The sequence below is a fragment of the Agrobacterium sp. rho-13.3 genome (assembly GCF_033957765.2).
Classification (GTDB): domain Bacteria; phylum Pseudomonadota; class Alphaproteobacteria; order Rhizobiales; family Rhizobiaceae; genus Agrobacterium.
On record NZ_CP192774.1, the window covers coordinates 1,677,605 to 1,703,478 of the forward strand.

The following is a 25,874-nucleotide window of genomic DNA, read 5'->3' on the forward strand; positions in this document are numbered from 1 at the left end:
AAGCCGCGTCTGCGGCGCAGAGAGTCTTTTCGATCAAGGACTTGATCGAACTGGATCCCGGATCTAGTCCGGGATGACGGAATTTGAGGCATCAGACAGACAAAACCTCACGGCTTGCCGTTTTTCCACGTCACGGTCTGCCCATAAAGCGGCACCGTGGAAATCGCCATTTTCGCCGAACCATCGGTCAGTTCGCGGGTATGGACAAGGTAGATCAACGTATCGTTGGCCTTGTCGTAAATCCGGTTGACGACCATCTTTTTCCACACCAGCGACATGCCCTGGCGAAACACTTCCTCGCCCTTTTTACCCAGATCAATGTCGCCCACTTCGACCGGCCCGGTCTGGCTGCATGAAATGGCGTTGTTGGAAGGGTCTTCGAACCAGTTGCCGTTTTTGAGGCGATCAATCACACCACGGTCGAAATAGGTCACATGGCAGGTGACGCCCTTGACCTGCGGATCGGCAATCGCCTCCACGACGATGTCGTTGCCTGTCCAGTCAACACCCACTTCACCCACCACTTGCGCGTTGGCGGCAAACGGCAAAAGGGCAAAACCCGCAACCACCATAGAACGAAACGCTTTTACAGCCATGACCTTTACCTCCGTTGATGACCATAGAGATAGGTCGGCACAGCCTCACCACAAGATGAGCGGGTCAGCGTTTTCGCATCGTGCACGGCGCATAGCCGGTGGCGTGCAGCCTTCCGGCCACCATGCCGATCTTTTCCGGTATGTGGTGGATGTGCTCGACCTCTACCGCCTTGGCCACCGCAATCGCCGCCGCCGCACACACGACGGCATCTTCCGCCGCATTATGGTGCACGAAGCGCATTTGCAGATGATTGGCGATGATGTTGAGCCTGTGTGACGGCAGCGATGGCCAGACGCGCTGCGACATCTTCACGCTGCACAGATAAGAAAGCTGCGGATAGCTCTGGCGATATTTGTCGAAACTCGCCCGCATGACGCTGAAATCGAAAGCGGCATTGTGCGCAATCATCGTCGCATCATGAAAATCGTCGATGAACTCGTCCATCACCTCGGGAAACTCCGGCGAATCTTCCACATCGGCGGGCCGAATGCCATGCACCGCAATGTTGAACGATGAGAACCGCATATCCTTGGGGCGAATCAACCGCTCCTCGACGCGCACGATCTGACCGTTCTCGATCCACGCAAGACCGACTGAACAGGCACTGCCGCGCTCTTCATTGGCAGTCTCAAAATCGATGGCGATGGTTTTCAAAAGGCGATTCCCGTTGTCTTGTCTTCGCAATAAAGGAATTCGCTGCGAAAATGAACCGCCGACAAGAAACGGGTGGGAAACGTTTCACGGCGAGACTAGACATGAGAGCAACGCTCACTGAGACATCGCCATGACCCTACACAAACAGATGAACGCCACCGAATGGGCACTGCTCATTGCACTTTCCATTCTCTGGGGCGGCTCGTTCTTTTTCGTGGGCATCGCGGTGAAGGAGCTTCCGCCGGTTACCATCGTGACACTTCGCGTTTTCATTGCAGCCCTTGTGCTGCTCGCGGTGTGCAGGTTCATGGGCCACAGCCTTCCCAGGCGCCCGGAGGTGCTGCGCGCCTTCTTCGCCATGGGGCTGCTGAACAACATCATCCCCTTCTGCCTCATCGTGTGGGGCCAAACCCACATCGCCAGCGGCGTTGCCTCCATCCTCAACGCCACCACACCCCTCTTCACGGTCATCGTCGCACACATGCTGACGACGGATGAAAAGCTGAGTGCAAACAAGATTGCCGGCGTCGTCATCGGTTTTGCAGGCGTTGCCACCATGATCGGCCCTTCGGCTTTGACCGGCGAAAGCTCCAGCCTCTGGGGCCAGCTTGCCATTTTGGGCGCGGCCATTTCCTATTCCTTCGCCGGGATTTTCGGTCGCCGTTTCAAAGTCATGGGCGTGCCGCCTCTGGTCACCGCAACGGGCCAGATCTCGGCCTCGACGCTGATGCTCATCCCGCTGGCACTCGTCATAGATCAACCTTGGTCGCTGCCCATACCAAGCGGCCAGACATGGGCCGCCCTTTTCGGCATCGCGCTATTGTCTACCGCACTCGCCTACCTCATCTTTTTCCGCATCCTGTCTTCCGCAGGCGCCACCAATCTCGCCCTCGTGACCTTCCTCATACCCGTCAGCGCGATTCTTCTGGGATCGCTGGTTCTCGGAGAACAACTGGCAACGAAACACATCGTCGGCATGGCGATGATTGCCGCAGGGCTGGTTGCGATAGACGGTCGCTTGTTGCGCAATCGAACTCGTCGCGTGACTTGACAGCGGCGCAGCGCAACCGCATCTTCCGCCCATGATCGCAAACACAACCAACGTGATGCTCACCCTAACCACCGGCATGCTGCCGGGCGGTGGAGTATTGTCGCGTTAAGTTTGCGATTTTTCCATTCAGCCCTGCCAGTACAGCAGGGCGAGATGGGCCCTGCTCTCCGGCAAAATTCAGGAGAGACACATGACATTTCCCAAACTCGAAGAGCCGCCTTCACCGGCTGATTTCAAAGCCGATGAATTGATCATCCGCGCCTTAAGACCCAGTGATGCCGAAGCGCTGACAAAGGTACTGACCATGCCGGGTGTACGCAATGGCACATTGCGCCAACCCTTCCAGAGCATCGCGCAAACCCTGCGTTACATCGAAGGCCTGTCACCCACCGATATCGTCATCGCCGCAGAATGGCGCGGTATCGTTCTGGGCAATGCCGGGTTGCACGCGAACCAAGGCCGCAGAAAACACTCCGCTACTTTAGGCATGGGCATCCACGATGACTTCACCGGCAAAGGCATCGGCACAAAATTGCTGGAAAGCCTGATCGACTCCGCCGATAACTGGCACGCCATCACCCGCATCGAACTGACCGTGTTTACGGATAACACCAACGCAATCGCGCTCTATGAAAAATTCGGCTTCGAAAAAGAAGGCATCATGAAACAATACGCCTTCCGCAACGGCGCTTACGCCGATTGCTATTTCATGGCGCGAATTCGGTGAAAGCCTGATTGTCTTGAAAGTCATCAGAAAACACTTCCCGAATGGTCTTCCGAGACCATTCGGCAAGAAGTGCATTGTTTTGGCGGTGAGCCGCGAGCGTGATGAGAGCCTTCCATAAGGCCCACCCACGTCCGCGCTGCCACGTCTCAGCGTCAAGCGGAAGGCTCTGCCGAAATATCAGCCGACCTTCACGATCCAACAAAGTCCACGCTAATATAAGATCAGCAGAAGGATCACCCACGCCGGAGCTGCCAAAATCGAGGACTGCTGCAAGACGGCGATCTTTCATCAGCAGATTACCCTCGGCGATATCCCCATGCACCCAAACAGGCTTGCCTGTCCAACCGCTATGAAGTGCTTTCTGCCAAATGTCGCGTGCAGCCTCTGCGTCTATTTCATCGGATACAGCGATAAGAGCAGCACGTGTCTCCTCATCGTAAATAGTCAGCGATCCGCCCCGATAGAAATTATGCGGACCGGCAGCAGGCCCATCGCCAGCATCAACAGAATGAAGCGCGTTCAGAAACCTGGCAACGTCAATGGCAAGCACGTTAAGGTCCGCCCCATGAGGTTCCAAAGCCAGAGGTTGACCTTCCAACCAACGATAAATCGACCACGGCCATGGAAAGCCTTTTCCGGGCTTTCCTAGCGCAAGAGGTTCAGGAACCAGATATGGAAGATGTTTGGCGAGATGTGGCAGCCAGCGCTGTTCTTTTTCCACTTGCGCAACATAGCGCGAAGCACTTGGCAAGCGAACTAGCATCGTTTCGCCAAGACGGAAACTACGATTATCCCAACCGCTGTGTTCGACTGGCTCAACCGACAAATGCGCCCATTGCGGAAATTGCTCAGCAACCAGCGCAGCAACCGTCTCTGCCGAAACCTGTAATCGATCATCCATAACATACGTCCTCTTGGTCGCATGCCATTTACATCCCAAGCGCGAAACAAATGTGACGAAGCTACCTGCTGATCAGCGCCAGCCATTCATCCTCATCCATGGTCTGCACACCCAGTTCCCGCGCCTTGTCCAGCTTGGACCCGGCCCCCGGCCCGGCCACGACGATGTCCGTCTTTTTGGACACGGAGCCAGCCACCTTGGCGCCGAGGCTTTCAGCGCGGGCTTTGGCCTCATCGCGGGTGAATTTTTCCAGCGAGCCGGTGAAGACCACTGTTTTGCCCGCCACCGGGCTTCCTTCCGTGGAAGGCTTTTCCGCCTCTTTCGGGCGAAGCTCTTTCAGCAGTCGGTCGAGAACGTCGAGGTTGCGTGGCTCCTTGTAGAATTCCACCACGGCCCGCGCCATCACCTCGCCGATGCCTTCAACGCTGTTCAGCTCGTTCCACGCATCGCCGGTCAGATCGGCGGCTGACTTCATCGCCTCTTCGAAATGCTCGTAGGTGCCATAGGTGCGCGCCAGCAGTTTCGCCGTCGTTTCGCCCACGTGGCGAATGCCGAGCGCAAAAATCAGCCGGTGAAGATCGATCTCCCGCCTTGCATCGATAGCATCGAACAGCTTTTTCACGCTGACCTTGCCAAAACCATCGATGTTTTCCAGCTTCGCCAAGGACTTGTCCTGCCGCTCCTTCAGCGTGAAAATATCCGGCGCGGTTTTGATCGACAGTGCCGGATCATCGCTTTCAAAGAAGAAATCGATCTGCTTCGTGCCCAGCCCTTCGATATCGAAGGCGTTGCGCGAAACGAAATGTTTCAGATGCTCCACCGCTTGGGCAGAGCAGGCAAAACCGCCGGTGCAGCGTGTGACAGAATCCAGTTTGCCGGTCTTTTCGTTGCGCTCCCGCACCGCATGGCTTTTGCACACCGGGCATGTCGTCGGAAACTCGTAGCGTTTCGAACCCTCATCCCGCTTTTCCAGAACCACATCCAGCACCTGCGGAATAACATCGCCCGCCCGCTGCACGATGACCGTGTCACCCTCGCGGATATCGTGGTCTTCAGGGCGAATGCGCTCGCCATTATTGCCGATGCCTTCGATGTAATCGGCGTTGTGCAGCGTTGCGTTGGTCACGACGACACCACCAACGGTCACGGGCGTCAGCCGGGCAACGGGTGTCAGCGCACCGGTGCGGCCCACCTGAATTTCGATTTTTTCGACAATGGTAAAAGCCTGCTCGGCAGGGAACTTATGCGCCGTTGCCCAGCGCGGGCTGCGAGAGCGGAAGCCGAGCCTTTCCTGCAAATCCAGCCGGTCGACCTTATAGACCACACCATCGATATCGTAATCGAGGTCAGGCCGGGCGATGCCGATTTGCGTATAATGTTCAATGACTTCCTGCGCAGACGTGAATCGTTTCATGAAAGGGTTTACTGGCAGACCCCATTCCTTAAACTTTTCCACGATACCGAACTGTGTATCGGCAATACGCGTCGCCTGCCCGCCATTGGACACCTCACCCAGCGCATAGGCAAAGAACCGCAGCTTGCGCTTGGCCGTCACATTCGCATCCAGTTGCCGCAGCGAACCGGAGGCCGTGTTGCGCGGGTTCACATAGGTTTGCTTGCCCTCGGCCTCCATCTGCGCGTTGAGCGCCAGAAAATCGCTCTTGGCCATATAGACCTCGCCGCGCACCTCCACCACATCTGGCACGCCAGCAGGAAGGCTGTTCGGAATTTCCTTGATGGTCAGAATATTGGCCGTGACGTTTTCCCCGGTCGTGCCATCGCCACGGGTCGCCGCCGTTTTCAGTTTGCCGCCTTCATACCGGATCGACATGGAAAGCCCGTCGATCTTCGGTTCCGCTGTAAACGCAATCGAATCATCCGGCAAATGGCCAAGGAAGCGATAAACCGACGCCACGAAATCCCGCACGTCATCGTCGGAAAACGTATTGTCGAGCGAAAGCATGGGCCTTGCATGAACGATGGGCGCGAAGGTGGGCAGCGGCGCAAAACCGACCTTCCTTGAAGGACTATCCGCCCGCACCAGATCAGGAAACGCCGCTTCTATAGCATCATTACGGCGCTTGAGAGCGTCATACTCCGCATCCGAAACCTCCGGCGCGTCCTTGCCATGATACAGCGCATCATGCCGCGCCAACTCCGCGGCCAAAAAGGCAAGCTCGGCAGACGCCTCAAGCTCAGACAGTTTTTGTACCGGGGTTTGATCTTGGGACATGGGGGCCTCGCGCATGAATTAAGTTAGCTTTTAACGCAGCCTCACCACTTTTCAACGCATGTCTTTCGCGTATTCTGACAATCCAGATTGAATCACCTGCGGAGACACAATCATGGATTTTACGACACTCATTACCTTTGCCGCCGCATTCTTTGTTTTCGCGGCCAGCCCCGGTCCTGATAACATGACCATCGTTGCCCGCACCATAACCCATGGCGCGGTTTCCGGTCTTGCTTATGGCGCAGGAACTGTTGCGGGCATTCTGGTTTTTCTCACGCTCGCTGCCTTGGGCCTATCCTTCCTTGCTGGTGAGATGGGCATGGTGATGACTGTGCTGCGATATGCCGGTGCGACCTATCTGGTTTGGATGGGTATCAAATTGTGGACCGCTGAGCCTGTGGTGCCTGATTTGCAGCCGGTGAAAGGCAAGAGTGGCGTTGCTTCGATATTCGCGACAGGCATGGCGCTTAATCTCGGCAACCCGAAAATGCCCCTGTTCTACGTCGCGCTTTTGCCTAATGTTGTGGGCGCATCTTTGACGGTGGATCATCTGGCCGCGCTGGCCGCCGTCATTATGTCGGTGGAAACGGTCGTCATTGGTGGGCATGTCGCGCTGGCCGTGCGGGCGCGCACATTGCTGCGCTCGCCTAAGATCGTGCGTCGGGTCAATAGAACGGCGGGTGGGGTTATGATTGGCTCAGGCGTTGTGGTAGCGGTCAGCCGCTAGAGCATTTTCGCCTTTCTGCGAAACGCGAAAACGCCCTAACTATTTGTTTTAAAGCATTGTCCGGACGCAAAACCGCTTCGTACTTTTGCTGGAAATGCTCTAATCAATCGCCGCCAACAGGCTCGCAGCTGCCGCCCTCGCCTCGTCGGTCACAGAAGCGCCTGCCAACATGCGGGCGATTTCTTCGGTGCGGTGTTCGGGCTGCATGGTGGCCACGCGGGTGGCGATGCGCTCGCTTCCGTCGCCGGAGGGGCCTTTGGAGATCAGCAGATGTGTTCCAGCGCGTGCGGCCACTTGCGGGGCGTGGGTGACGGACAGAACCTGCACGGTTTTGGACAGGCGCTTGAGACGTTGGCCGATGGCATCTGCCACGGCACCACCGACGCCTGTGTCGATTTCATCGAAGACCAGCGTGGGGGCCGAACCGCGATCTGCCAGAGCCACCTTCAGCGCCAACAGGAAGCGAGACAATTCGCCGCCCGATGCCACTTTCATGATGGGACCGGGGCGCGTGCCGGGGTTGGTCTGAACATGGAATTCTACGATATCGATACCTTCGGCTGTGCCGGAACCTGCATCCGTCGTCACTTCGACGGTGAAACGGGCGCGTTCCAGCTTGAGGGCCGGAAGCTCCGCCATGACGGCATCTGAAAGGGCAGTGGCAGCATGGTGGCGCTTTTCGGACAGCGATTGCGCGGCGCGATCGAAATCTGCCTTTACGATGCCGAGCTGCGCTTCCAGTTTGCCGAGCTTTTCCTCGCCTGCATCCAGATCGGCCAGATCTGCGACCATACGCTCGGCCAATGCCGGAAGCTCGGTGACGGGAACGGAATATTTGCGGCCTGCGGCGCGCAGTGCAAACAGGCGCTCCTCGACACGGTCCAGCTCGCGTGGGTCGAACTCGGTGCGGCGCAGCGCCGTTTCGACTTCCATCTGCGCGTTGGACAGGCTTTCCAGCGCCGCATCCAGCAACTGCACGGTTTCTTCCAGCAGGCCCGGCGCTTCGTGGCTTTTGCGCTCCAGACGCCGCATCATCGAGGCGATGACCGGCACGGGGGATGCATTGCCATTCAGGAATTCACTTGCCTCGGCGATGTCACCCGCAATCCGCTCGGATTTCTGCATCACGGCACGGCGCTCGGCCAGTTCATCCTCTTCGCCGTCGCGAGGAGACAGAACCTCAAGCTCTTCCACGGACGAGCGCAGATAATCTGCCTCGCGGGCGGCGGCTTCCACCTTGGCGCGGTGGACTTTCAGGCCGCGCTCGGCGTCTTTCCAAATGCGATACAGACCCTGAAGCGAAACGACCTCTTCCGACAGGCCTGCAAAGGCATCCAGCAGGGTTCGGTGCGCGTCGGTGTCCACCAGCGCCCGATCATCATGCTGACCGTGGATTTCCACCATTTGCTGGCCCAGCTGGCGCATAAGCTGAACACTGACGGCTTGGTCATTCACATAGGCTTTGGTGCGGCCATCGGCGGATTGAACACGGCGGAAAATCAGATCTCCATCGTCATCCAGCCCGTTGTCGCGCAGCATGGCGCGTGCGGGGTGGTCCATGCCCACTTCAAACGTGGCCGTGACCTGTCCCTTGTCTTCGCCGTGGCGCACGAGACCGCCATCGCCGCGCCCGCCAAGGGCCAGCGAAAGACTATCCAGAAGAATAGATTTACCGGCACCCGTTTCGCCGGTGAGCACGGAAAGCCCGGCCTCGAACCCGAGGTCGAGCCTTTCGATCAGAACGATATCGCGGATCGATAGCTGGACCAGCATGGCTTACGCCCTATATTTCTAAGCTCCAATAAGCTTCTTGCCTGCGCGCGAAATCCAGGATTCCTTGTTTTCACGCGGTTCAAGACCCTGCCCCTTCAACAGTTTGTACGAATCACCGTACCACTGGCTGTCGGGATAGTTGTTGCCAAGAACGGCGGCAGCCGTCTGGGCTTCATCTGTCAGACCCATTGCGTAATAGGATTCGGTCAGACGCGCCAGAGCTTCTTCAATCTGATTGGTGTTCTGGTACTGTTCCACGACAATGCGGAAGCGCGAAACGGCGGCCAGATATTCCTTGCGCTCCAGATAATAACGGCCAACCTGCATTTCACGCCCGGCCAGTTGGTCACGCGCAAAGCGGATTTTCGCCTGTGCATCCGGCACATACTCCGACGTCGGGTAGTCGGTGACCACCTTGTTCATGGCTTCAATGGTGCGTTGCGCGGCGCGCTGGTCCTGCGTTACGTCGGCAATCTGCTTGGAGTAAGCAAGGCCGATCATGTACTGAACGTAAGCTGCATCCTTGGCGCGGGGATATTGCTTCAAGAAGCGTGTGCCGGACGAGATGGCGACATCGTTCTGGTTCTGGCGCGTTGCGATGAACGTGTTCATCACCAGTGCCTTCTGGCCCCAATCCGTGAACGGGTATTGTTTGTCGATGGCGGAGAACTTGCGACCGGCTTCGGTCATGTTGCCAGCATTCATGTTGGCAAGACCCTGCTTGTAAAGCACATCCGGTGGGTCCGTCTCAACGCCGAGCTTGGTGATGTCGATATCGGGATCAGACTGGCAAGACGTTACCAGCGTTGCGGCGCCAATCAACATGAGCGATACGAGCGCTCCGCGTACCGTTCCATTCATCGCACCAGACCCTACACGCTTCATTCGTCAGTTCCCACTTCCTGCGTAAATACAGAACATCGGCTTTTCCAGAGGCGTTTCTAGCCATAAAAGCGTCCGCAGGGCAACGCAATGATGACGCAATAACGCATTTTTATGGCACAGCCGCACGTAACCGTTGTTTATCTTAAGTGTGCAGCCGCCATTTCACTCTGTTTTTCAGCCCATATACGAAAAAGCCGCCCCAACGGGACGGCTCTAACTTTGATAAACTTCAGATCATGCAGACCAGGGCGCAAATTCCGTCTGCTTGATGGCAACGAACTCACGCGCACGCACAACGGGCTGGCGTGCGGCCGGTGCTTCGACAATCTCGTAAGCGGATGGGTCGCTGAGAAGCGCCTTGAGCGCATTGGCGTTGACCTTGTGGCCACCGCGATAAGAACGGTAGCAACCGATGAACTGCGCGCCGGCAAGGGCCAGATCACCCACGGCGTCCAGCGTCTTGTGACGAACGAATTCGTCCTTGGCGTAACGCAGGCCTTCCATGTTGATGACCGTGTGATCGTCGGAAATAACGACCGAATTTTCCAGCGAAGACCCCAGCGCGTAACCGGCAGCCCAAAGGCGCTCTACATCACGCATGAAGCCGAATGTGCGGGCACGGGACAGCTGATTCTTGAATGTCTCGGGGGTCAGATCACCCTTCCAGGTCTGGCGACCGATCAATGGCGTGTCGAAATCGATCTCGACTTCAAAACGAGTGCCGTCATAGGGGCGGAACTCGGCCCAGGATGCACCGGCGTCGATGCGAACAGGCTTGATGACGCGAATGTAGCGGCGCTTGACGCCAAGGTTCTTGATGCCGACTGATTCGATGGCTTCGATGAAAGGCATCGAGCTGCCGTCCATGATCGGAACTTCCGCTCCATCGACGTCAACGATCAGATTGTCGATGCCCATCGCGTAAATGCCAGCCATGACATGCTCGACCGTTGCAATGGACTGTGGAACCGAACGACCCAGAACCGTGCAGAGATCCGTGTTGCCAACGTTGGCGGAAACCGCCTTCAATTCGGTGACGGAACCGTTTTCATGCTGGCGGCTGAAGATGATGCCGGTGCCGGCTTCGGCTGGCTGAAAGGTCATCGAAACTGGATTGCCGAAATGAACACCAATACCTTTAAGCTGAACAGCGTGAGCGATTGTTGTCTGGAAACCGAGCAATCCGATAGTCATTGAGTCGTGCCTTTTAGAGTGAACCTGCCTGCTATACCGGCCCGGTCCGAATGTCTACCGAGGTCAACAACCATCGGCATGGCCGCGTTATTTCCTCGTCTTATCGTCATACATACGCACTGTGCAGCGCTATCTCAAATCACTGTTGATTTCGCTCTGTAACAGACTCAAAGCTTTGAAATATCTAAATTAACAGGCAACGTTGAAAGCCGTTGATATGACTATACCCGGGGTCTTTCGAGCCCGGGTATAGCTGTCACAAAGAATCGGTGGATCAGTTGGATTGGCGGCGTAGGAACGCCGGAATCTCAAGCTGATCGTCTTCATGCTGGCTGGCAGACGACGGTGTCTGACGGCCGTGATCGTCCAGATTGCCACGGCGCGGTGCGTAGAGGCTGGCTTCCTGGGACAGTGCACGGCGCTGCTGTGGAGCAGGCGCATCCATCATGTCGGAAGGTACAGTCTCTTCCTCATCGCGACGACCGAGCGAATTCGTGATCCGCTTCAGAAGTCCCATCGGGCCACGCTCTTCAGGAACAGCCGATGCCGGGTGGGCGCGGTGATCCATCTCGGCCTTTACGACCGGAGGGAAATCCTCGACCTTTGGCATACGGACTGGCTCTGGCGCACGGGCGACAGGCGCTGGCTCATGGTAAACCGGCGCTGGTGCCTGCTGCATGCGGGGAGCAGGTGCTGCCACCTGTTCATGGGCATGGTAAGCAGGCACAGGCGCGGTGTGCACCGGTGCTGCGGGGCGAGCAGCAACCGGTGCTTCCGCTGGAGCAGATGCGAACAACTTGCTCTGAGGGCGGAATTCGGCTTCTGCCTGGGCCTGACGAAGCTGCTGTTCCGCATTCGCCAGTGCCAATTCGCGTTCCATTTCAGCTTCTGCCGAACGGATCGTCTGGGCAATCGGGTCTACTCGTGGTGCCTGCGATACTGCGGCAGGCTGAACTGCGGCCGGAGCAGAAGCAACGGCCGCGGAAGGACGGATAAGCGGCTTTGCAGCAGCGGCGGCAGCAGCACGCATTTCTGCGATGTTCTGTTCCATCTGGCCCGGCAGACGGTCGATGCCGGTTGCAACGACAGACACGCGGATGAGGCCTTCGAGAGCTTCATCGAATGTCGCGCCGAGAATGATGTTCGCATCCGGATCGACTTCTTCGCGAATACGGGTCGCGGCTTCGTCGACTTCGAACAGGGTCATATCGCGGCCGCCGGTGATGGAGATCAGCAGGCCCTGTGCGCCCTTCATGGATGTTTCGTCCAGCAGCGGGTTGGCAATCGCGGCTTCCGCAGCCTGCATTGCACGGCCCTGGCCGGATGCTTCGCCCGTGCCCATCATGGCGCGGCCCATTTCGCGCATCACGGAGCGAACGTCGGCGAAGTCGAGGTTGATAAGACCTTCCTTCACCATCAGATCGGTAATGCAGGCAACGCCGGAGTAGAGAACCTGGTCAGCCATCGCAAACGCGTCGGCAAAGGTTGTCTTGTCGTTGGCAATACGGAAGAGGTTCTGGTTCGGAATGACGATCAGTGTATCGACCGACTTCTGAAGCTCTTCGATGCCCTGTTCGGCCAGACGCATACGGCGACCGCCTTCGAAGTGGAAAGGCTTGGTCACGACGCCAACCGTCAGAATGCCCTTGTTGCGGGCAGCCTGTGCGACAACCGGAGCAGCACCCGTACCGGTGCCGCCGCCCATGCCGGCAGTGACGAAGCACATGTGTGTGCCGTTCAGGTGATCGATGATTTCATCGATGCACTCTTCAGCGGCAGCGCGGCCAACTTCCGGCTGGGAACCAGCGCCCAGACCTTCGGTGACGTTGACGCCGAGCTGGATAACCCGGTCGGCCTTCGTCATCGTCAGAGCCTGCGCATCCGTGTTGGCGACGACGAAATCGACGCCCTGGAGGCCTGCCGTGATCATGTTATTGACAGCGTTACCGCCGCCACCGCCAACGCCGAAAACAGTGATGCGTGGCTTCAGCTCGGTGATATCCGGCTTTTGCAGCTGTATCGTCATTTCAACATTCCTTCTTTTTCCTGGTCGCATCGCCCCGCGACCAAATTTGTATCAACTTCACTCGTTCCCTTGCCGACACTCGAGGCAAAGGATCAGAAACTTTCCTTCAGCCATTGCCCCACACGGGCAATCCGGCCGCTACCTGTTCCGAACGGCGAGAACATTCCGCTCTGCGCCGCATGGATTTCGATGTCCGCGATCTGCGGATAAATCATCAGCCCGCAGGCTGTAGAGAAGGCCGGGCCTTTGGCCGCGACCGGCAGACCAGACACGCCCATGGGCCGCCCGATACGAACATTGCGGGCCAGAATGCGTCGTGCCGTTTCCGGCAGGCCGGTCAACTGGCTTGCACCACCGGTCAAAACCACGCGCTTGCCGACAATCGGGGAAAAACCCGACTTCTGAATGCGGTCGCGGATCAGTTCCAGCGTCTCTTCGATACGTGCCCGCACGATGCGGCTGACGAGCGCGCGAGACACCTGCGAAGGCTGGTCCCGGTCGTCTTCGCCGATGGGCGGAACTGCAATCATGTCACGGTCGTCAGAGCCATTGGCCAGCGCCGAACCGTGAACGACCTTCAACCGCTCCGCATCCTCGATGCGGGTGGAAAGGCCACGCGCCAGATCGGTGGTCACATGGTGTCCGCCAAGGCCGATGGCATCGGTGTGAACCAGACGGCCTTCAGCGAAAACCGAAATCGTCGTTGTGCCGCCGCCCATATCGATGGCTGCGCAACCAAGCTCGACTTCATCATCCACCAGGGCCGCAAGGCCGCTGGCATAAGGTGTTGCAACAATGCCTTCGACCGACAGGTGAGCGCGGTTGATGCAAAGCTCCAGGTTCTTCAGCGCAGTGCGTTCAGCCGTCACCACATGCATGTCCACGCCCAGCATATCGCCATACATGGACAAAGGATCACGAATGCCGCGTTCGCCATCCAGCGAATAACCGGTTGGCAGCGAGTGCAGAATGGCGCGGTCCTGACGCAAAGACTGCTGGCTGGCCGCAATCAGAACCTTGCGCAGATCGCCCGATTCCACTTCCTGCCCGCCCAGATCGATGCTGGCGGTATAGATATCGCTGGCCAGACGGCCCGCAGAAACGTTGACGATCAGGCTATCGACCGTCAGCCCCGCCATGCGCTCGGCTGCATCCACGGCCAGACGGATCACGCCTTCCAGCGCATCCAGATCGGCAATGACGCCGGACTTCACGCCGCGCGACCGCTGATGGCCGATGCCAATGACTTCAACCTTGTGCGTGCGACCGGGCAGAACTTCGGTTTCCTGACGGGGTGTCAGGCGACCGATCATGCACACGACCTTGGTGGAACCGATATCGAGAACCGAAACCACATGGCTGCGCTTGGACGACAAAGGCTTCAAGCGCGGCAGACCGAAATGGGAAGAACCGAAAAAGCTCATGTGTTCTTCTCCGCCAACTTGATTGCCTTGGAGCGTGCCTCGACAGCTTTTTGACGGCGTTCGGCAGCGCCTTCGGTCAGTTGCACGACCGTGCGGTCCGACAGGCGCAGATCGACGGCGGCCACATCACGCGACAGAACCTTGTCTTCCATATCCATGCGCGACAGCAGTTGCAGCGCCTTTGGAACGTTCTCTTCCGGCAGCTTGACGACAATGCCGTTTTCCAGATGCAGATCCCAGCGACGGCCAGCGATGCGAACATAAGCGCGCACGCGGCTGCGGATTTCCGGCCAGTCGGCCAGTTCATCGACGAAGCCGGCAGCACCCGTTTCAGCATCACGGCCAACGAACAGCGGCAGACCGGCATATTTGTTGTCACGCAGCGGCGCGATGACGCTGCCGCTCTTTTCGATCACCGAAAGTTCGGAGCCATGCTGCCAGATGCCGAACGCCTGACGTTCTTTCAAACGTACTTCGATGGTTTTCGGATAGACCTTGCGGATATCCACATCCTCGACCCAAGGCAATTCCGTCAGCTTCTTGCGTGCGGCATTGATGTCCAGCGCGATCAGCGATGTTGCGCCATCAAGCCCGAGAAGCTGGAACACATCGATTTCGGAGGTCTGGATATTGCCCGAGACCTTGACGTCTTCGATGGCGAAACCAGCCGCAGATGTCGTTGCCTGCGTGACCAGATTGGTGTGGCCGCCAAGCGACATGCCGTAGAGGCCGATGGCCGAGAAAAACGCGATCGTGGCAAGCGTGCCGGTGTGGGCTGGAATATGAATGCGCCCTGTCGCCAGAGAAACGCCGAAGCGAAACCCTTTGCGCAGAGGGCGCGGCAGCACCATCCGTTCATCGGCTGTCACCGAAGCGAATTGCTCGCGCTTTTTTACTGCCGACTTTTTGCCTGCTATCGCGAACACGAAGCGTCCTCCACCATCCAACGGACAAGCTCACCAAAGGAGCGGCCCGCGTAAGCTGCCATTTCGGGCACGAGGGAGGTTGGCGTCATGCCTGGCTGGGTGTTGACCTCCAGCCAGATAAGCTCGCCATCTTCTGAGAAACGGTCGTCGTAGCGGAAGTCCGAACGGCTCACACCACGGCACCCAATCACCTGATGCGCCATAACCGCCAATGATTGGATTTTTTGGTAAATTTTTGGTGAAATTTCCGCCGGAATGACATGCTTTGAGCCACCCTTGGCGTATTTAGCATCGTAATCGTAAAATGTGTGACCGAGCGGCACCACCTCTGTGACACCCAAAGCCTCACCATCCATCACGCCGCATGTGAATTCGCGACCGTGGATATAGCGCTCCACCATTACGGCATCGCCGTAACGCCATTCCGTCGACCCCAGAACCTGCGGCGGGTGCGATTGATCTTCCTTGACGATAACCACGCCAAAGCTGGAGCCTTCGCGAACCGGCTTCACAACATAAGGTGGCTCAAGCGGATGCTGATTGCCGATATCAAATCGGCTCATCAGTTTTTCCTGCGCAACAGGGATACCGGCGGCAGCTGCAACCTTCTTGGCCTGCGACTTGTTCATCGCAAGAGAAGAGGCCAGCACGCCGGAATGTGTGTAAGGAATTTCGAGATATTCAAGAATGCCCTGAATGGTGCCATCTTCGCCGAACGGGCCGTGCAAAGCGTTAAACGCCACGTCCGGACGCAGCCGGGAAAGCGTCGCGGCAACGTCACGATCCACGTCTACGCGTGTGACCTGATAGCCCTCGCCTTCCAATGCTAATGCGCAAGCTTCTCCCGACGAGAGGCTGACTGGCCGCTCTGAAGAAAACCCACCCATAAGAACAGCTACGTTTTTGCCGCCCATAACAACCTCTGACACCACATCACCTGAACGAGACCACGGGAACATCAAACCATTCCGCGATTCTCTCGCTCGCTTCGTCCCAAACACTTAAGCGTCATTAAGGTTAACGAACCGTTTACTTTCGTTAACCAATGCCACCCGCGAGGTGATTTTTGTTAAAGAATCACTCGAAGTGCGGATTCCTTCCTTGGAATCAGAGAGTTGCGACCAATGCAAGATTCAGAGTTTGAAGATAATGAAATAAAACGATTGCGCGGACGCCAAGCCCCACCCTCGAAAGCAAGATCGATTCGTTAACATTCGCCGCTTTTCCCCAACCAAATTTGGGACAGTGGGAGGCGGCCTCCCTCCCCATCAGACAATCATAACGTCGTCTTCACGGCAAAAGTCACGACGTTTTTATCACAGTGAACCCCACCTCCCTCATTCCTGTCCTTGTGACAGGAATCCAGTCGGCGCGCGCCGGCGCGGCTGAGGAAGTCTTTTCAGCCCAAGGACTTGGGCTGACTGGATTCCTGTGACGAGCACAGGAATGAGGGCGGTGGGAATGTGGTGAAGTTGACCCACCTTGCCGTATGCTGCGTCTCTTCGTTTTTCAACATCCGAGGTTTTCACCCCCACATAATCGCTCTTTTTTATGAAATATTGCGTATTTGGCGTTCCAAAAGACTGAAAATTGCGTTAACGCAACGCAATCCCTCGTCAGAGTGATAAGTGATACTTAACAACGGAATGAATACCATGACCGACGCGATATCTCCCATATCGCCGCCCACTGACAGACCGAACGATGTAAAGACAAATTCGCCTGCACGAGTTCTCACTGCCAGCGTGGTCGGCACGACCATCGAATTCTTCGATTTCTACGTCTATGCGACAGCCGCTGTGCTCGTGTTCCCGACGCTGTTCTTCCCGAACAACGATCCGATGACGGCGCTTCTGGCATCCTTCGCCACCTTCTCCATCGCCTTCTTTGCCCGCCCGCTGGGCGCCGTGGTCTTCGGCCATTACGGCGACCGCGTTGGACGCAAGACCACGCTTGTGGCTGCCCTTCTGACCATGGGTGTTTCCACCGTCATCATCGGTCTGCTGCCCTCTTATGAAACCGCTGGCGTGCTTGCGCCGCTGCTTCTGGCGCTGTGCCGTTTCGGTCAGGGCTTTGGCCTTGGTGGTGAATGGGGTGGTGCGGTGCTTCTGGCAACGGAAAACGCCCCTCCCGGCAAGCGCAGCTGGTACGGCATGTTCCCGCAGCTCGGCGCGCCTCTGGGCCTCTTCCTGTCATCCGGCGTGTTCTGGATTCTGCTGCACTTCATGTCTCAGGAATCGCTTTTGAGCTGGGGCTGGCGCATTCCCTTCGTCGCGTCGATCATCCTGATCGCCGTTGGTCTCTGGGTTCGCCTGTCGATCACTGAAACACCGGCCTTCCAGAAAGCCATCGAAAAGGAAGAGCGCGTTGCCGTGCCTGTGGCGGAACTGTTCCGCAATCACAAGCGCAGCCTGGCGCTCGGCACGTTCGTGGCTCTGGCAACTTTCGTGCTGTTCTACATCGGCACAGCCTACCTGCTGTCCTACAACGTCAAGATCCTGAAAATCCCGTTCCTCGACGCGCTGGAAATTCAGATCGTCGGCTCCATCGTGTTCGGCCTCTTCATTCCGTTTGCAGGAAAGCTGGCAGAGCGTTTTGGTCGCCGTGAAATCCTGATCCTGACAACGGTGCTGATTGCGGCGTTCTCGTTCCTGTTGCCGACCCTGATGAGCGGTGGCGAAGGTTCGATCTTCGTGTTCGCAGCTCTCTCCATGGCACTGATGGGCATGACCTACGGGCTGATCGGAACGGCACTTGCCGCGCCCTTCCCCACAACGGTGCGCTACACCGGCTCGTCCATCACCTTCAACATGGCCGGCATTTTCGGTGCCTCACTGGCACCCTACATCGCCACATGGCTTCAGGTGAATTACGGCATGACCTATGTGGGCTACTATCTCTGCGTGGCCGCATTGATCACACTGGCCTGCATTCTGCTGTCGCGGAAAGACGAAGTCTAAAGCATGTCGCGCAAAAGTGCGCAGCGGTTTTGCGATAACGACATACGCAAAACAAAAAACGCTTGAATCAAACGCACAAAAAAGCCCGCGAAGTCATTGGCTTCGCGGGCTTTTTCATGGACTGCCAATCAGCGTCCCGGATGTTTGTAGTGGTCATATGCTAACCAACATAAGCACACAGCGGAAACGAGCCACGGAAATACATACCAAAAGAATATCTGTGAGGTCATAATTTTAGGCCTCCAAGCACACGTCTTGCTGTCAAATGTAGTGCAACAGCACTAAAAATCCAACACGACATAAAGATAGCGCTGTAAATATTCATTGAAGCTGGCGTCAACGACAGTGCCTGGCCAACCACTCCCACAGCGATGAACGCCGTAGAAAGTCTGTCGAGCGCATTAGCCATAAGCTTACGGCGCTCATTGAACACAAGGTCCAACCGCCGCCGCTCCCGCTCTTCATCAATCGTTGCGCCTTCTCCGGTTATCCATCAAGCCCCGAAAAACGGCTCCACCTCTCGGCCCGGCATGAACAGTCCAAGGCGCTTGATTTCCCATTCCAGACGAATGCCTGCGTGTTCGAATACGCGCTTGCGCACCGCTTCGCCCAGATATTCCAGATCATAGCCGGTTGCATGGCCGGTGTTGATCATGAAATTGCAGTGCAGAGATGACATCTGCGCACCACCGATCACCATGCCACGACCGCCTGCCTCATCGATGAGGTTCCATGCGGAAAGGCCTTCGGGGTTCTTGAACGTCGAGCCGCCGGTCTGTTCGCGGATCGGCTGAACCGTTTCGCGGTGAAGGCGAACGGCGTCCATATCGGCGCGAATTTTCGCACGGTCTTCCGGGTGGCCTTCAAACAGGGCGCCGGTGAAAATCAGGTCTTTCGATGCTGCCGAATTGCGGTAGCTGTAGCCCATGTCGGCGTTGGACAGCACATGGCTGTTGCCCTTTCGGTCAATCGCATAGACTTCCACCACACGGTCCCGCGTTTCGCCACCGTTTGCGCCCGCATTCATGCGCAGTGCGCCGCCGATGGAGCCGGGAATGCCATAGTAAAAATGGAAACCGCCAATGCCGTTATCCATCGCCATCGCGGCGATATGCTTGTCCGGGCAGATCGCGCCCGCCTTGATGCGGTTTTCACCGGCCAGTTCCACCTGGCCGAAGCCCTTGGCGGACAAGCGCACGACGACGCCCGGAATGCCGCCATCGCGGACCAGCAGGTTTGAGCCAACGCCAACCACTGTCAGCGGCACGTCGTCAGGCAGAATTTTAAGGAATGCGACCAGATCATCCGTGTCATGGGGCTGGAACATCAGCTCCGCCAGACCACCAGCCCTGAACCACGTTACGCGATCCATCGGACTGTCCGGCGTCAAACGTCCCCTGAGTTCCTCTACTCCGTTGCCGAGCCTTTCCAGCAACTTAACCCCATCCACCTGTCTCATGCAGACTTTCCTGAAATGCTATCCAATTCCGAGGGCAGCGTCGCTGCCCATTGCGTAATATTACCTGCTCCCAACAAAACCACAAAATCACCGGGATTCGCAATGGCTGCGACGGTCTTTGCCAGATCATCGCGGGTGCTCAGATGGCGCGCATCCCGATGCCCCGCAGCCCTTGTGGCTGAAACGAGCGTTTCGGAGTTCACACCTTCGATTGCATCTTCACCCGCCGCATAGACCGGGGCAAGAAGAATTGTGTCCGCATCGTTGAAACAATGCGCAAAATCTTCAAACAGGCTGGAAAGACGCGAATAACGGTGCGGCTGGTGCACGGCGATAATGCGCCCGCTACAAGCCTCACGTGCCGCCTTCAGCACCGCTTTGATCTCGACCGGGTGATGACCGTAATCATCAAACACCTGAACGCCGTTGGATTCGCCCGTCAGCGTGAAGCGACGCTTGACGCCGGCAAAGGAGGCCAGCCCCTTCTTGATGTCTTCGACGGAGATGCCGAGACGATTGGCAACCGCAATCGCCGCCGTCGCATTCGACACGTTGTGACGACCCGGCATAGGCAGAACCAGATCGGTGAAGTTGAAGATCTTACCCGTGCGGCGGCGGCGGATTTCCACGTCGAAGATCGAGCGCGTGCCATCGATACGCACATTGAAAAAGCGCACATCGGCCTGCGGGTTTTCACCATAGGTGATGACCTTGCGGTCCTCGATCCGGCCAACCAGCGTCTGCACTTCGGGATGGTCGATACACAACACGCCGAAACCGTAAAATGGAACGTTCTCAACGAACTGACGGAACGCCGCGCGCACGGCTTCGAAATTGCCGTAATGGTCCAGATGTTCCGGGTCGATATTGGTGATGACAGCCACATCGGCGGGCAGTTTCAGGAAGGTGCCGTCCGATTCGTCGGCCTCCACCACCATCCACTCGCCCTCACCCATACGGGCATTGGTGCCGTAAGCGTTGATGATGCCGCCATTGATGACCGTCGGGTCGAGATTGCCGGCTTCCAGCAGCGTTGCCACCATGGACGTCGTTGTCGTTTTGCCATGGGTGCCGCCAATGGCAATCGCATTGCGGAAGCGCATCAGTTCGGCCAGCATTTCAGCGCGGCGAACGATTGGCAGATGCCGTTCGCGGGCGGCCATCAGTTCCGGGTTGTCTTTCTTGATCGCGGTCGAAACGACAACAACCTCGGCATCGCCAAGATTGTCCGCCGTCTGGCCAACGAAAACCTCAATGCCCTTATCGCGCAGACGCTGCACATTGGCGCTGTCTGCCTGATCGGACCCCTGCACGCGATGGCCGAGATTGTGAAGCACCTCGGCAATGCCGCTCATGCCAATACCGCCAATTCCGATGAAATGGACGAGACCTATGGCTTTCGGCATCTTCATGGATGCACTCCTTCTTGTTTTGTTTTGAATAGCTGAACGGGCTGGCCAGCGGCAACAGCTTCCACCAGATCAGCCAAGCGCTGCGCCGCATCCGGCTTGCCGGTCGCTTTCGCTGCCGCCGCCGTTTGCGCCAGACGCTCCGGCTCGTTCATGGCATCGCTCAAAAGTGCTGACAGCGTCTTGGGCGAAAGTTCAGATTGTTTGATAACACTGGCTCCACCCGCCGCCGAAAGCGAAGCGGCATTGGCGGCCTGATCATGATCCAGCGCATGGGGGTAAGGCACCAGCACCGATGGACGACCGATCACCGAAAGTTCCGAAACGGTTGATGCGCCAGAACGGCTGATCACCAGATCGGCCCCGGCAATGCGTTCGGCCATATCACCAAAGAACGGCGACACATCCGCGTTCACGCCCAGCTTCTTATAGGATGCGACGACGCTCTCCTTGTCTTCCGGGCGGGCTTGCTGCGTGACCGACACACGGCTGCGCAACTCATTGGGCAACAGGCAGATAGCGGCGGGAACCGCAGCCGAGAAAAACTGCGCACCCTGACTTCCGCCAAACACGACCAACTGAAATGGCTCACCGGCATTCGACGGCGTATAGGCCACATCGGCAGCAGCCAGCACGGCGGGGCGTACAGGATTGCCCGTCGCCACTGTCTTGTCGGCATATTGTCCTTGGGCTTCCGGCAGGAAACCACCGGCAATCGCTTTGACGCGTTTTGCCAGCGCTCGGTTGGCACGGCCCATAACGGCGTTCTGTTCATGGATGATCGAGGGAACGCCAAGCCCCGTAGACGCCAGAAGCGGCGGCACGGTGGGGTATCCACCAAAACCCACCACGGCAACCGGCTTCAATCTGGTTACAAGGCGACGCGCAGCGCGAAGGCCGGTCCAGAGCTTCAGAAGGGCTTTGACGACTGCAATAGGGTTTTTCGAGCCTATTGTGGCCGATGGAACAACGTGAATTTCATCGGCAGGAAACTTGCCCGCATAGCGTTCGGCGCGGCTGTCCGTTACCAGATGCACGGAATAACCGCGTGCCTTCAACTCGTAAGCCAGCGCCTCTGCCGGAAACACATGGCCGCCGGTTCCCCCGGCGGCAAGCAGAACGATGCCTTTAGTCATATCTTTACTCCGCAGGAAGGCCTGCATTGACCCGGAAGAAACTGCGCTCCTGCGCACGTTTTTCAGGGCGATGCCGGGTCAGCGCCAACAGGAAACCGGCGGTGACGCAAATCGCCATCATCGACGAACCGCCGTAGGAAATCAGCGGCAGGGTCATGCCTTTGGCTGGCATCAGTTCCAGATTAACGCCGATGTTGATCATCGACTGCATACCGATCTGAAGCACCAGACCAGCCACGGCAAAACGGACGAAATCGTCCTTTTCCTTGAACGCATGTGCCAGTCCGCGCAACACGATGAAAGCAAAAATCGCGACCAGCAGCATACAGAACAGAATGCCGAATTCTTCCGCCGCAACGGAAAAGATAAAGTCCGTATGGCTATCGGGAATGATGCGCTTGACGATGCCTTCACCCGGCCCCTGGCCGAACCAGTTGCCACGAATGATGGCTTCGCGGGCGGTGTCCACCTGAAACGTATCGCCCTCACCCGTCCAGAACCGGTCGATACGACCGGCAACGTGCGGCAACATCAGATAGGCGGTGACAATGCCACCGACTCCGAGGCCACCGAGCATGATGATCCAGAACCACGGCACGCCCGCCATAAAGAACATGCCGCCCCAGACAACGGAGGTCAGAATGGTCTGGCCGAAGTCCGGCTGGGCAATCAGCAGGGCAGCGACAATGCCGAAGGTGATGATGGCAAAAAGATTGCCGGGAATTTCAGGATGACGTGCGCGCTCTGCAAACAGCCACGCGCAGACAATCACAAAGGCCGGCTTCATGAATTCCGACGGCTGGATGGAAAAGGAGCCAACAGAAATCCAGCGGCGCGCACCCTTCACTTCAATGCCGAAGAACAGCGCAAAAATCATCATCAGCAGGGCAGCGATCAGCATGATGACCGCAACGCGGCGCACCTGACGCGGTGACAGGAAGGACAGACCCACCATGATCGCCAGCGATGGCACCATGAACATGGCCTGGCGCTGAACGAAGAAGAAGCTGTTGAGACCAATACGCTCGGCAACCGCAGGCGATGCGGCAAAGGACAACATCAGCCCGATGCCCATCAGCGCGATGAAGGCCGCGAGGAAAAAACGGTCGATGGTCCAGAACCATTCCGCAACCGGTCCCCGGTCAATACGGCTTACCATGTCATCAGCCTCCCTTTTCCGAGCCAACCAACATCGTCACACCGTCAAGCGCTGCAACGCGTGCGACAAACGAATCACCACGTATTTCAAAGTTCTTATATTGATCGAAGCTTGCGCAAGCCGGGGATAACATCACGACATTGCCGTCCGCACCGTCCTTTTGCGCATCTGCTGCGGCATGTTCCACGGCCTTGTCAAGCGTGCCGGAAATTTCGTAGGGCACGGCCTCACCCAGCGTGGCCGCAAATTCCGCCGCCGCTTCACCGATGAGATAGGCCTTGGCAATGCGCGGAAACAGCGGCGAGAGGCTGGCAATGCCACCGGCTTTCGGCAGACCGCCCGCAATCCAGTAGATACGCTCAAAGCTGGACAGCGCAGGCGCTGCCGCATCCGCGTTGGTCGCCTTGCTGTCATTCACGAAGGTCACATTGCCGCGACGGCCAACCGGCTGCATACGGTGCTTGAGGCCGGGGAAGGATTTTAGACCGGCCTTCACATCTTCAACAGACACACCAACCGCAAGGCAAGCGGCAATCGCCGCCGCTGCATTCTGGGCATTGTGGCTGCCGCGCAGAGTTTGAATGCCGTCGAGATCAACCAGCAGCGAGGACTTGCCGCCATCAGCTTTGAGGATGCGGCTGCCCTCGGCATAAAGCCCATCGGCCACCACACTGCGTTTGGAAATGCGCGTAACCTTGACGCCAGCCCGCGCGATGCGATCCGCAATCAGTGTGCAATGGCTGTCATCAACCCCCACAACCGCCGTATCGCTGCCCGCAACAAGGCGCTCTTTCACATCGGCATAATGCTGCATCGTGCCGTGACGGTCGAGATGGTCAGGTGTGAGGTTCAGCAGAATGCCAGCGGTCGGGTTGATCGTCGGCGCCAGATCGATCTGGTAGGACGAGCATTCGACCACGTAAAAACGTTGCGCCTTCGGCGGCTCAAGGCTCAGCACCGCGGTGCCGATATTGCCGCCAAGCTGCGTATCACGACCGGCTGATGTCAGAATATGCGCAATCAGCGCCGTGGTCGTGGATTTGCCGTTGGTGCCAGTTATCGCGATGAACGGGCAATCGGGCGCGTACGCCCGGCGCTCGCGCACGAAAAGCTCGATATCGCCGATGATCTCCACGCCAGCGGCGCGAGCCAGATCAACCGACCAATGGGGCTTGGGATGCGTCAGTGGCACACCGGGGGCCAGCACGAATGCTGCGAGTTTCGACCAGTCGAGACTGCGAAGATCGGCAGTCGGAATGCCCTCGTCTTCAGCCTTGGCAACGCTATCGGGGTTGTCATCGAATGCCGTGACCTCAGCACCGCCAGCCACAAGCGCCCGTGCCGTGACGAGGCCAGAGCCGCCCAGACCGAAGAGGGCAACTTTTTTACCGGCAAGTGTGGTGACGGGGATCATTCGATTACCTCAGCTTCAGCGTGGCAAGGCCGAGCATCGCAAGGCCAACCGAGATGATCCAGAACCGGATAACGACCTGACTTTCCGTCCAGCCCTTCTTTTCGAAATGGTGGTGGATGGGCGCCATAAGAAACACCCGTTTGCCGGTGCGCTTGAACCAGAACACCTGAATGATGACCGACAGCGTTTCCATGACAAACAGGCCACCGACGATAATCATGACAAGCTCATGCTTGATGGCAACCGCGATGGAGCCGATCAAACCGCCTAAAGCCAGCGAGCCGGTGTCACCCATGAAAATAGCCGCAGGCGGTGCGTTGAACCACAGGAAGCCAAGCCCCGCGCCGATGACGGCACCGACGATCACCGCCAGTTCGCCCGTTCCCGGCACAAAATTGATCTGGAGGTAGTTGGCGAAAATCGCATTTCCGACGAGATAGGAAATGATGCCGAAGGTCGCAGCCGCGATCATGACAGGCACGATGGCAAGACCATCAAGACCGTCCGTGAGGTTCACGGCATTGCCCGCACCGACGATGACGAAGGCACCGAACAGCACGAAGAAATAGCCAAGGTTGATCACGAATTCCTTGAAGAACGGAAAGGCGATGGAACTGCCCAGCGTGCCGCCATGCGGTGCCGTCGCCAGCGCGATTTCCATCATGAAAAACACGGCAATCGCGGCAATGACGAATTCGATGCCAAGGCGCGCCTTGCCGGAAAAGCCCTTGTCGCTCTGCTTGGTGACTTTCAGATAGTCATCGTAAAAGCCGATCGCGCCAAAGCCCAGCGTCACCATCAACACTGCAACGACATACACGTTGGAAAGATCGCCCCACAGCAGCGAACCACCGAGAATGCCCGCAAGGATCATCAGCCCGCCCATGGTGGGCGTGCCGGCCTTCTTGAAATGCGTCTGCGGACCATCGGCGCGGATCGGCTGACCCTTGCCCTGGCGGATGCGCAGCGAATTGATGATTGCCGGACCGAACAGGAAAACGATGAGGGCGGAGGTGAACAGTGCAGCACCGGCCCGGAACGTAATGTACCTGAACAGATTGAAGATTTGAACTTTATCAGACAGTTCAACGAGCCAGATCAGCATATTTGCCCTTTCAAAAGGCGTTTAAAGCGGCGGCCGGGAAACGATTCATCTGGCCGCTTTAAGTTTTTTGTTTCAGCATCGGATTGCCCAAAAACCGCTTCACACTTTTCGACG

The 25,874-nt window shown here is 57.5% G+C and carries 21 protein-coding genes; 4 read left to right on the plus strand and 17 right to left on the minus strand.

The genetic code is table 11. The features are described from left to right. Positions 1-107 precede the first annotated feature (107 nt). Entirely contained in the window at positions 108-596 is a 489-nt protein-coding gene (locus tag RMR16_RS08450) for a CreA family protein (protein ID WP_320200457.1), read from the minus strand. Positions 597-660: 64 nt separating this feature from the next. After that, a complete protein-coding gene (locus tag RMR16_RS08455) occupies positions 661-1,251 on the minus strand; it encodes a 3'-5' exonuclease (protein ID WP_320200458.1) in 591 nt (196 codons plus the stop codon). A gap of 130 nt (positions 1,252-1,381) precedes the next feature. Here RMR16_RS08455 and RMR16_RS08460 point away from each other — a divergent pair, with 130 nt between their 5' ends. Next, positions 1,382-2,302 carry a DMT family transporter gene (locus RMR16_RS08460; protein WP_320200459.1) on the plus strand — a complete coding sequence of 307 codons (921 nt, stop codon included), beginning with the start codon at positions 1,382-1,384 and terminating at the stop codon, positions 2,300-2,302. 190 nt (positions 2,303-2,492) lie between these two features. Beyond that, positions 2,493-3,029 (plus strand): GNAT family N-acetyltransferase, encoded by a 537-nt coding sequence (locus tag RMR16_RS08465; RefSeq protein ID WP_320200460.1) that lies wholly within the window; start codon positions 2,493-2,495, stop codon positions 3,027-3,029. On the opposite strand, the gene RMR16_RS08470 is transcribed toward RMR16_RS08465, so the two are convergent. Continuing rightward, positions 3,010-3,930 carry an aminoglycoside phosphotransferase family protein gene (locus RMR16_RS08470; protein ID WP_320200461.1) on the minus strand — a complete coding sequence of 307 codons (921 nt, stop codon included), beginning with the start codon at positions 3,928-3,930 and terminating at the stop codon, positions 3,010-3,012. The two genes, RMR16_RS08465 and RMR16_RS08470, sit on opposite strands and share 20 nt — an antisense overlap. A 61-nt stretch (positions 3,931-3,991) precedes the next feature. Beyond that, the gene (gene ligA, locus RMR16_RS08475; protein WP_320200462.1) at positions 3,992-6,163 is read right to left on the minus strand and encodes an NAD-dependent DNA ligase LigA; all 2,172 of its coding nucleotides are present in this window, start codon (positions 6,161-6,163) and stop codon (positions 3,992-3,994) included. Positions 6,164-6,275: 112 nt separating this feature from the next. Here ligA and RMR16_RS08480 point away from each other — a divergent pair, with 112 nt between their 5' ends. Beyond that, a complete protein-coding gene (locus RMR16_RS08480; RefSeq protein WP_320200463.1) occupies positions 6,276-6,890 on the plus strand; it encodes a LysE family translocator in 615 nt (204 codons plus the stop codon). A 99-nt stretch (positions 6,891-6,989) separates the two neighbouring features. Here RMR16_RS08480 and recN read toward each other — a convergent pair whose 3' ends face one another. The 7 genes from recN to RMR16_RS08515 all read right to left on the minus strand — a co-directional run bounded on the left by recN (position 6,990) and on the right by RMR16_RS08515 (position 16,032). Then, entirely contained in the window at positions 6,990-8,663 is a 1,674-nt protein-coding gene (gene recN, locus RMR16_RS08485) for a DNA repair protein RecN (RefSeq protein ID WP_320200464.1), read from the minus strand. A gap of 18 nt (positions 8,664-8,681) precedes the next feature. Further along, complete coding sequence (locus tag RMR16_RS08490) at positions 8,682-9,548, minus strand: outer membrane protein assembly factor BamD (protein WP_320200465.1); 867 nt, start codon at positions 9,546-9,548, stop codon at positions 8,682-8,684. A gap of 234 nt (positions 9,549-9,782) precedes the next feature. Further along, positions 9,783-10,742 carry a UDP-3-O-acyl-N-acetylglucosamine deacetylase gene (lpxC, locus tag RMR16_RS08495; protein ID WP_320200466.1) on the minus strand — a complete coding sequence of 320 codons (960 nt, stop codon included), beginning with the start codon at positions 10,740-10,742 and terminating at the stop codon, positions 9,783-9,785. 274 nt (positions 10,743-11,016) lie between these two features. Beyond that, a complete protein-coding gene (gene ftsZ, locus RMR16_RS08500; RefSeq protein ID WP_320200467.1) occupies positions 11,017-12,768 on the minus strand; it encodes a cell division protein FtsZ in 1,752 nt (583 codons plus the stop codon). Positions 12,769-12,860: 92 nt separating this feature from the next. Next, positions 12,861-14,192 (minus strand): cell division protein FtsA, encoded by a 1,332-nt coding sequence (ftsA, locus tag RMR16_RS08505; RefSeq protein ID WP_320200468.1) that lies wholly within the window; start codon positions 14,190-14,192, stop codon positions 12,861-12,863. After that, on the minus strand, positions 14,189-15,118 hold the full coding sequence (locus tag RMR16_RS08510) for a cell division protein FtsQ/DivIB (protein ID WP_320200469.1): 930 nt from the start codon (positions 15,116-15,118) through the stop codon (positions 14,189-14,191). Before RMR16_RS08510 ends, ftsA begins: the two co-directional genes overlap by 4 nt. Beyond that, entirely contained in the window at positions 15,106-16,032 is a 927-nt protein-coding gene (locus RMR16_RS08515) for a D-alanine--D-alanine ligase (protein WP_320200595.1), read from the minus strand. The genes RMR16_RS08510 and RMR16_RS08515 overlap by 13 nt, the downstream gene beginning before the upstream one ends. Before the next feature lie 741 nt (positions 16,033-16,773). Between RMR16_RS08515 and RMR16_RS08520 the strand changes: the two genes are divergently transcribed. Then, the gene (locus RMR16_RS08520) at positions 16,774-18,078 is read left to right on the plus strand and encodes an MFS transporter (protein ID WP_320200470.1); all 1,305 of its coding nucleotides are present in this window, start codon (positions 16,774-16,776) and stop codon (positions 18,076-18,078) included. 493 nt (positions 18,079-18,571) lie between these two features. Here RMR16_RS08520 and murB read toward each other — a convergent pair whose 3' ends face one another. Genes murB through mraY form a run of 6 tightly spaced genes read right to left on the minus strand, consistent with a single transcriptional unit; the run spans position 18,572 to position 25,760 of the window. Beyond that, positions 18,572-19,537, minus strand: a complete 966-nt coding sequence (gene murB, locus RMR16_RS08525) for a UDP-N-acetylmuramate dehydrogenase (protein WP_320200471.1) — start codon at positions 19,535-19,537, stop codon at positions 18,572-18,574. After that, the gene (murC, locus tag RMR16_RS08530) at positions 19,534-20,949 is read right to left on the minus strand and encodes a UDP-N-acetylmuramate--L-alanine ligase (protein WP_320200472.1); all 1,416 of its coding nucleotides are present in this window, start codon (positions 20,947-20,949) and stop codon (positions 19,534-19,536) included. The genes murB and murC overlap by 4 nt, the downstream gene beginning before the upstream one ends. Next, positions 20,946-22,082: an undecaprenyldiphospho-muramoylpentapeptide beta-N-acetylglucosaminyltransferase gene (murG, locus tag RMR16_RS08535; RefSeq protein WP_320200473.1), complete on the minus strand. Its 1,137-nt coding sequence runs from the start codon at positions 22,080-22,082 to the stop codon at positions 20,946-20,948. Before murG ends, murC begins: the two co-directional genes overlap by 4 nt. Positions 22,083-22,086: 4 nt before the next feature. Beyond that, positions 22,087-23,241 (minus strand): putative lipid II flippase FtsW, encoded by a 1,155-nt coding sequence (gene ftsW / locus RMR16_RS08540; RefSeq protein WP_320200474.1) that lies wholly within the window; start codon positions 23,239-23,241, stop codon positions 22,087-22,089. A gap of 4 nt (positions 23,242-23,245) precedes the next feature. Then, positions 23,246-24,655 (minus strand): UDP-N-acetylmuramoyl-L-alanine--D-glutamate ligase, encoded by a 1,410-nt coding sequence (gene murD, locus RMR16_RS08545; RefSeq protein ID WP_320200475.1) that lies wholly within the window; start codon positions 24,653-24,655, stop codon positions 23,246-23,248. A gap of 4 nt (positions 24,656-24,659) precedes the next feature. Next, positions 24,660-25,760, minus strand: a complete 1,101-nt coding sequence (gene mraY, locus RMR16_RS08550) for a phospho-N-acetylmuramoyl-pentapeptide-transferase (RefSeq protein ID WP_320200476.1) — start codon at positions 25,758-25,760, stop codon at positions 24,660-24,662. Between the last annotated feature and the right edge of the window lie 114 nt (positions 25,761-25,874).

What these genes read in the sequence shown, in the direction of transcription:
- RMR16_RS08450 (WP_320200457.1), bottom strand. Translation starts at nt 596, where the DNA reads ATGGCTGTAAAAGCGTTTCGTTCTATGGTGGTTGCGGGTTTTGCCCTT.
- RMR16_RS08460 (WP_320200459.1), top strand. Translation starts at nt 1,382, where the DNA reads ATGACCCTACACAAACAGATGAACGCCACCGAATGGGCACTGCTCATT.
- RMR16_RS08465 (WP_320200460.1), top strand. Translation starts at nt 2,493, where the DNA reads ATGACATTTCCCAAACTCGAAGAGCCGCCTTCACCGGCTGATTTCAAA.
- RMR16_RS08470 (WP_320200461.1), bottom strand. Translation starts at nt 3,930, where the DNA reads ATGGATGATCGATTACAGGTTTCGGCAGAGACGGTTGCTGCGCTGGTT.
- ligA (WP_320200462.1), bottom strand. Translation starts at nt 6,163, where the DNA reads ATGTCCCAAGATCAAACCCCGGTACAAAAACTGTCTGAGCTTGAGGCG.
- RMR16_RS08480 (WP_320200463.1), top strand. Translation starts at nt 6,276, where the DNA reads ATGGATTTTACGACACTCATTACCTTTGCCGCCGCATTCTTTGTTTTC.
- recN (WP_320200464.1), bottom strand. Translation starts at nt 8,663, where the DNA reads ATGCTGGTCCAGCTATCGATCCGCGATATCGTTCTGATCGAAAGGCTC.
- RMR16_RS08490 (WP_320200465.1), bottom strand. Translation starts at nt 9,548, where the DNA reads ATGAAGCGTGTAGGGTCTGGTGCGATGAATGGAACGGTACGCGGAGCG.
- lpxC (WP_320200466.1), bottom strand. Translation starts at nt 10,742, where the DNA reads ATGACTATCGGATTGCTCGGTTTCCAGACAACAATCGCTCACGCTGTT.
- ftsZ (WP_320200467.1), bottom strand. Translation starts at nt 12,768, where the DNA reads ATGACGATACAGCTGCAAAAGCCGGATATCACCGAGCTGAAGCCACGC.
- ftsA (WP_320200468.1), bottom strand. Translation starts at nt 14,192, where the DNA reads ATGAGCTTTTTCGGTTCTTCCCATTTCGGTCTGCCGCGCTTGAAGCCT.
- RMR16_RS08515 (WP_320200595.1), bottom strand. Translation starts at nt 16,032, where the DNA reads ATGGGCGGCAAAAACGTAGCTGTTCTTATGGGTGGGTTTTCTTCAGAG.
- RMR16_RS08520 (WP_320200470.1), top strand. Translation starts at nt 16,774, where the DNA reads ATGACCGACGCGATATCTCCCATATCGCCGCCCACTGACAGACCGAAC.
- murB (WP_320200471.1), bottom strand. Translation starts at nt 19,537, where the DNA reads ATGAGACAGGTGGATGGGGTTAAGTTGCTGGAAAGGCTCGGCAACGGA.
- murC (WP_320200472.1), bottom strand. Translation starts at nt 20,949, where the DNA reads ATGAAGATGCCGAAAGCCATAGGTCTCGTCCATTTCATCGGAATTGGC.
- murG (WP_320200473.1), bottom strand. Translation starts at nt 22,082, where the DNA reads ATGACTAAAGGCATCGTTCTGCTTGCCGCCGGGGGAACCGGCGGCCAT.
- ftsW (WP_320200474.1), bottom strand. Translation starts at nt 23,241, where the DNA reads ATGGTAAGCCGTATTGACCGGGGACCGGTTGCGGAATGGTTCTGGACC.
- murD (WP_320200475.1), bottom strand. Translation starts at nt 24,655, where the DNA reads ATGATCCCCGTCACCACACTTGCCGGTAAAAAAGTTGCCCTCTTCGGT.
- mraY (WP_320200476.1), bottom strand. Translation starts at nt 25,760, where the DNA reads ATGCTGATCTGGCTCGTTGAACTGTCTGATAAAGTTCAAATCTTCAAT.